Genomic DNA, 6,314 nt, shown 5'->3' on the forward strand with positions numbered 1-6,314 from the left:
ATCGCGAACGGATCGCCTCCAGAGGACTGTTCGGGTTTCGGACTCGCCGCCGCTTGCCCGCTATGCCCGAAATAGTGCAGTGTACTGCATCGTTTTGAACCTCCGCCATTGAGGTAGGGTGTTTCATCATCCCACCTCCTCGGGCTTGACTTGATTGAGCCTGCACGTCACCGCCGCAGGTACTACGCGCCCTCGAAGCCGGTACAGCCGCGTCACATACTCGAGCTCGCTCAAGACCTCGCCCTCGGCGAACCACTCGACGGCTCGGGCGTTTAGCGGGTAGCCGGTGAAGTGCCAGAACGAAGGACTGTAGAAGACGACTGCCGCTGGTATTCGGCTCGCATCCGCAAGATGCCGAAGTGCCCGGTAGGACGGATGCTCGAAGTCCAGCGGGCGAGGATCGCCGCTCTTGTATTCCACGAGAGCGCAAGGCCGCCCGCAGTCAAACTCGACAAGCAGAAAGTCCACGTCAACCGCCGGGCAGTCAGCGCCGTAGAGCCGATGTCGCTCTGATAAGGCCGCGTCGCGCCAGTGCGTCCTCTCGCCCTTGACATTCGGCGACGTGACGCTATAATAACCGTGAGCGCGTTCATCGCGTGTTCGCCCAGCAGAGCCGCCGCGCCTGCAAGCTAGAGCGACTCTGCTGGTTCTCTCTGTCGTGTGCATCATGCGGCTTCCTCCTCCCACTCACCGAGCTTCTTGTCCACCCATCCGCTCGGAACGAACATGAGCCTGCCCACGCGAACCGTAGGGATCGCGCCGCGCCTGGCAAGCTGGTAGAACCCGGCGCGACTGAGCCGCAGAGTTTCCATCGCCTCCGCAGGCTTCAGCAGTTTGTGTCCTGAAACCGTTGCTGTCATTTGAGAACCTCCTCACGTCTTCGTCGCTCCTCGTCACTACACGCGCAAAAAGGGCACGCGTCGAAAGGCCGCCATACCTTACAGGTATGCCGCACACTCCTTTCGACGCGTGCCCTTGTGGGTAGTGTCAGCGACACTCCGGCAGGTGCGTTATGCTACCTGTATCCGGAAAGTGCACGCGTTCAGTCTCTATTCAGTTGGCCATCGCTCCGACCGTCTCTATCTCCGTGATATTTTACCACGGCCTCTTTCGTGTGTCAATGGCCCTGTGCGCGGTTTTCTGTGCAAGTTCGTTTCCGCCGAAAAACTGCTGTCTCGCGTTGCGCCTCGCGCAGCCCGGACTCACCTTCCACCACCCTCTCAAACAGTTCCGGCGCGGCTTCCAATACTTGCTCGGCCTCATCTACCGCCGACCTGCCCACGTTGAACTTCCGCGCCGCAACCTCACGAGCCTCGCCACTTCCGCCGAAATCGGCACCGTTTTCCGGCCTGCCTTGTTTCACCGCGCCGGACTCTTGCAGGCTTCGGCGGATGGTGCCTTGATCGTGCCCAGTCAACGCCGCGGCCTGCGCGTATCATGGATTGCCGCGGATCCGCCCGTTCCATGGGATTCCCAAGAATCCGCCGACGACAAGAGGTTTCCCACAGACGCCCTGCCCGAACGCCCGAAGGCCATAGAAACGCATCCTCGCGCCGTATGCGCGGAGTCTTGCGCTATGTGTGCCTTGGCTCAGCCTCACGCTTCGGGATGTTTAGGAAGCTCAGCCATTGGGTACATACATGCCCGCAAGCAGACAGGCGACTGTAGTCACGACTTGCAGGCTGTTACAGAGCCGCCGCTGCGACGAAAAGGAGGAGAAGAGGATGAGCATCAAGCACATCTTGCGCTTCGCCACGGTTGTCGCTCTTGCCCTCGCAGTATCCACCTCGGCATTCGCTGGATGGACGGTGAGTTACCTGAAACCCGCTGGAAGTACTGTGTCCCTAGCCCACGGTATCTCGGACGGTCAGCAGGTCGGATATGCCAACATCAGCGGACCCGTTGGCCAGACACAGGCGGGCATGTGGAGTGGGACGTCGGCAAGCTGGGTTGACATCCATCCTGCCGGGAGTACCTCATCCCGTATCTATGGTGTCTCTGGCGGACAACAGGTCGGGTATGCGGTCATCGGCTACCTTGACCATGCCGCGTTATGGACCGGGACTGCGGCAAGTTGGGTGGATCTCAGTCCAACTGGTAGCACCCACTCCCGCGCTTATGGCGTCTCGGGCGGCCAGCAGGTCGGATATGCCAGCATCAGCGGGCAGTCTCGCGCAGGTCTGTGGAACGGAACAGCCGCAAGTTGGGTGAGTCTCCATCCCGCTGGGATTCTTCATTCCTATGCCTATGGTATCTCTGGCGGGCAACAGGTTGGATACGTGCGCATTGGCAGCAATTATCATGCTGGGCTATGGGCCGGGACGGCGGAGAGCTTCGCAGACCTCCATCCCATCGGGAGCACCGATTCCTATGCCTATGGTGTCTCTGGCGGACAACAGGTCGGGTATGCGGTCATCGGTGGCTATACTCACGCCGGACTCTGGACCGGGACAGCGGAGAGCTACGTGGACCTCAGCCCGAACTGGAGCAGTTGGTCGGAAGCCTGCGGTGCCTCTGGCGCATATCAGTTCGGGTATGCGCGCATTACTGGCAACGACCACGCCGGGTTATGGACGGGAACGGCGGAGAGTTGGTCAGACCTCCATGGCGTCCTCGAAACCAAGTACGCACATTCATACGCACGGGCCATCGAGGTGACGGGTAGTGACATCTGGGTTGTAGGCTATGCCTTCAACGTGTCTACAGGCTACTACGAGGCCGTCATGTGGCACAACGTTGTTCCCGAGCCTTCCGGCCTGTTCGCCTTAGCTTCCGGCCTTGCGACTCTGGGTCTGCTATGGAGGAGAAGAGGATGAAAAGAGCATTCGCGTTAGTGGCAGCCATTGTGCTGATATTCCCGGCAATCGCAGCCCAGGCGGCACCAGTCCAGTGGCCCGTCGCCGCAGGCGGAAACGACCATTGGTATGAGGCTGTGTATGTCCCGAACTTCATCACATGGACGGAAGCAGATTTGGCTTCACGTTCCGTGGGCGGTCACCTTGCGACCGTGGCCGCCGAGCCGGAGAACCAGTTCATCTACAGTCTCATATCAGACGACAAGTACTGGCGCTACTCCAACAACATGAACGGGCCGTGGATCGGCGGCTATCAGGATCTCGACGCGCCTGACTACTCAGAGCCGGACGGCGCGTGGCGTTGGGTCACCAGTGAACCTATGGTCTACACAAACTGGGCCACCTCGCAGCCGGACAACGGATGGGCCGGTACGGAACACTGCCTGCACTTCTTCGGGTGGCTGAATGAGAAGTCATCGAAGTGGAATGATGCCCGCAACGTAGAACCTATACTTGGCTACGTAGTGGAGTACGACGTTATCCCTGAGCCCTCCGGCCTGATCTCCCTGGTCGGCGGGCTATGCGGACTCGCAAAACTGATCAGGAGGCAAAGAAGATGAAACTCGCTTCGATCCTAGTCGCACTTGTCATCACATCTCTGGCTTGTTCGGCGGCACTCGGCGTCGAGATAGTGCCGTCCAGTTATGTAGCACCGACCGGTGATGTTGGAGCGTACACGTATTACGATGACACTGGCTCTCAACTTACCGATGGTCTGCACGGAGGACCGTGGAGTGGCGAACCGGGTGGAGGTGCCGATGATCCGTACGAGTGGGTAGCATGGGAGAGTCATGCGGCCACGATCACCTTCTTTTTCGCTCAGCAGACGACCTTCACCAGGGTGGACGTGTTCACAGGCCGTTCCGACGGTCCCAGCATGTACATTCCCAGGCAGATAACGTTGGCAGTAGGCAACAGTGAGGAGACTCTGTCTCAGTGCGGTGTCTGGAACTTCGATAACTCGCAATACCCGGACGCATCCAGGTGTACACTAACGCTCGACGTCGGCGGTTGCACGGGTTCGGTTGCCCAGATCACCCTCGAGCCAACCAAGTTCTGGATGTTCCTCGACGAAGTTGACTTCTACGGCACACCCGTTCCTGAGCCGTCCAGCCTTCTTGCCCTCGCTGGCGGCATTGCGCTGCTGATGGGCGCGAGACGGCGCAGGGCATAGTCGCGACAAGAAGGAGACAATAGCCATGACGAAAACCAGGTTTCAGGTACTAGCAGTAGTGCTCTTGGCTGGCATACTTGTCCTCGTTCTGAGCCATCTGTATGCCGCCACTACCTCCAGCTCGCCAGCTCCTCAGGTAGGCAGGTATCAGCTAGTCCAAGGATCTTACACGATCTGGTCATTTACGACAGGCGACGCAAAGGCCACAGAACAGCGCGATCTCTTCTTGCTGGATACTACTACAGGTGAACTGCAGAGGTACGACGTGGCTACCATAGGGAAAAGCGCGATCATGAGACGTTCATGGTTACCAGCAATAGACAAACAATAGCCAGTCCTCCGAACAGGACTCGCCTCGCCGGAGGCTTCGTTTGAACCGTATCTTGCAGAAGGCGAAGACCATGTCTGCGGAACCCTGAAGCAGATCGGCGGGAGTCGAGCCCAAAGGCATAGGAAGGAGCTATCTTGGACAGCCAACCGATTTGTCCCTACTGCAAACGCGTTCTGGCAAAGGCACCTGGCCGGAAGGCCAAATGCCCGATGTGTGCTCGAGACATATATGTACGGTCAAGGCAGACCATATTCCCGGTTTCACTCCTAACCGAACAGGAAGCCCTGTCAGCCGACTTCGTGTCCGATCTGGGACTGTCCCGCAGCGATTTCTCAAGAATGAGCATATTCCTGAAGCAGAGGGCAGGCTGTGAGCCTGCACCCGCGCAAGTGGCCTGGGAGTTGGCGAAATGCCAAGCCCAACGGAGTTCGGCACCCTGGATCATCTACTATCAGATGGGCCTGTTCATGTGCCGCCTACGCCAAGACCATCGGCCCGCTCTTGAGAAGGCGGCTCAGGCGTTCCTTCTGGACCTCCAGCAACAGCCCTCCGGCCCATACAGGGTCGAGATTTCCGACGCTGGCGATGATTCTTGCCCTGCCTGCCGAGCCCAGAGCGGAAGAGTACTCTCTGTGGAAGAGGCTCTACGACTCATGCCCATCCCGTGCAAAGACTGCACAACCGAGTTCTACGACGGCGGACCCGGATTCTGCAGATGCCTCTACAACGTGCACACCGGTTGATGTGACGGAAGGCACTTGCACACCTGCTACCTCAGCCGCCTCCTTCCGTCCTTCGGGCCGATGCCCTTCATGTTGTCAACAGGCGAATACTCCCGGTGCTTCGCCTGCACGTCATCTGCGGTAAGGCTCTCGCAGTACCGCCGCGTCATCTCCTGCGAGACGTGCCCGAGTAGGTTCTGCAGGGTGAACGTATCGCCGCCCGCCCGCAGGTAGGACACCGCGCAGGTATGGCGGAGGGTATGAGGACTGCACCGCAGGCCGGTGACGCCTGCCTCGGCGCATCGGCGTACTATCACGTCGCGCAGGCGGTAGCGATCGAGAGGCTCGCCGTAGTGAGTGACGAACAGGCAGAACGTCTCTAGCTTCTCGCCGCGTTTCGCGAGGTACGCGCTGAGCGACTGCCGGACGCCCGAACCGAACGGCACTATGCGCTCCTTGCCGCCCTTGCCGATCACTCGAAACGTCTGTTCGCTCCAGTCCACAGCATCCAGCGTCAAGCCGCAAAGCTCCGACGCTCGAAGCCCGCAGTCCAATAGCGTGAGGATGATCGCCCGATCCCTCGCGCCGTAGAAGTCCCTGCCGCAAGCCCTGAGTATCGCCTCGACTTGATCGCGTGAGAAGGTGTCTATCACTCGTTTCTGCTCTCTCTGCTTCTGCACGTTCGCCGCCGGGTTAGACGCGACGAAACCCTCGTCATAGAGGAAGCCGAAGAACCGTTTCAGCACGGCGAGTGAGTGGTTGGCAGTTGCCGGTGATGAGGACTCGCGAACCCAGGTGATGAACTCGCGGACGATCCCGGGCGTTATGTCGCCGGGCGTCGCGTCCGGGCAGTGCAGATCGGTGAACCTCGCGAAGGCTCGAAGCCTGCCCGCGTAGTATGCGAGCGTTTCGGCGGCGAGGTTCTTGCTGCGCGAGAAGTTCAAGAAGGCGGTGACGCAGGCGGGCAGATCGGTAGTGCGAGGCGACTCCTGAAGGCGTATTACTTGGCCCATCTCTGACACTCCTTTCGGAGCACAGAGAAGAGTCAGAAAACATGTGCGGTCAGCATGCGGGTTGTTACCGCACATGCCTTCACCGAAAAAGGCCGTTTCTTACCGCACATGCCTTCGCTACATGAGCGCATATTGAGCACGGATGTCCGCGCCGGATTCGAACCGGCGGCCTCATGCTCCCAAAGCATGCGCGCTGCCAGCTGCGCTACACCCCGGCGA

Annotated in this window: 6 protein-coding genes and 1 tRNA gene; 3 read left to right on the forward strand and 4 right to left on the reverse strand. The window is 59.5% G+C overall.

All coding sequences use genetic code 11. The annotated features are described in order from the left end of the window. Window positions 1-126: 126 nt before the first annotated feature. A complete protein-coding gene (locus KBC96_04755) occupies window positions 127-669 on the reverse strand; it encodes a hypothetical protein (GenBank protein MBP6963700.1) in 543 nt (180 codons plus the stop codon). Next, window positions 666-860, reverse strand: a complete 195-nt coding sequence (locus KBC96_04760; GenBank protein ID MBP6963701.1) for a helix-turn-helix domain-containing protein — start codon at window positions 858-860, stop codon at window positions 666-668. The genes KBC96_04755 and KBC96_04760 overlap by 4 nt, the downstream gene beginning before the upstream one ends. 864 nt (window positions 861-1,724) lie before the next feature. Here KBC96_04760 and KBC96_04765 point away from each other — a divergent pair. The 3 genes from KBC96_04765 to KBC96_04775 are packed head-to-tail and all read left to right on the forward strand — an operon-like array spanning window position 1,725 to window position 4,029. Then, window positions 1,725-2,816, forward strand: coding sequence for a PEP-CTERM sorting domain-containing protein (locus KBC96_04765; GenBank protein MBP6963702.1), 1,092 nt, complete (start codon window positions 1,725-1,727; stop codon window positions 2,814-2,816). Then, a complete protein-coding gene (locus KBC96_04770; protein MBP6963703.1) occupies window positions 2,813-3,415 on the forward strand; it encodes a hypothetical protein in 603 nt (200 codons plus the stop codon). The genes KBC96_04765 and KBC96_04770 overlap by 4 nt, the downstream gene beginning before the upstream one ends. Further along, a complete protein-coding gene (locus tag KBC96_04775; GenBank protein MBP6963704.1) occupies window positions 3,412-4,029 on the forward strand; it encodes a PEP-CTERM sorting domain-containing protein in 618 nt (205 codons plus the stop codon). Before KBC96_04770 ends, KBC96_04775 begins: the two co-directional genes overlap by 4 nt. Before the next feature lie 1,100 nt (window positions 4,030-5,129). On the opposite strand, the gene KBC96_04780 is transcribed toward KBC96_04775, so the two are convergent. After that, a complete protein-coding gene (locus tag KBC96_04780) occupies window positions 5,130-6,095 on the reverse strand; it encodes a tyrosine-type recombinase/integrase (protein ID MBP6963705.1) in 966 nt (321 codons plus the stop codon). Window positions 6,096-6,237: 142 nt separating this feature from the next. Continuing rightward, window positions 6,238-6,305: transfer RNA gene (locus KBC96_04785), tRNA-Pro, on the reverse strand. Window positions 6,306-6,314 lie beyond the last annotated feature (9 nt).

The sequence above is a fragment of the Armatimonadota bacterium genome (assembly GCA_017993055.1).
Taxonomy (GTDB): Bacteria; Armatimonadota; UBA5829; order DTJY01; family DTJY01; genus JAGONM01.

Excerpts from the sequence above, each read along its gene's own strand:
- KBC96_04755 (MBP6963700.1), bottom strand. The coding sequence starts at position 669 with ATGATGCACACGACAGAGAGAACCAGCAGAGTCGCTCTAGCTTGCAGG.
- KBC96_04770 (MBP6963703.1), top strand. The coding sequence starts at position 2,813 with ATGAAAAGAGCATTCGCGTTAGTGGCAGCCATTGTGCTGATATTCCCG.
- KBC96_04775 (MBP6963704.1), top strand. The coding sequence starts at position 3,412 with ATGAAACTCGCTTCGATCCTAGTCGCACTTGTCATCACATCTCTGGCT.
- KBC96_04765 (MBP6963702.1), top strand. The coding sequence starts at position 1,725 with ATGAGCATCAAGCACATCTTGCGCTTCGCCACGGTTGTCGCTCTTGCC.
- KBC96_04780 (MBP6963705.1), bottom strand. The coding sequence starts at position 6,095 with ATGGGCCAAGTAATACGCCTTCAGGAGTCGCCTCGCACTACCGATCTG.
- KBC96_04760 (MBP6963701.1), bottom strand. The coding sequence starts at position 860 with ATGACAGCAACGGTTTCAGGACACAAACTGCTGAAGCCTGCGGAGGCG.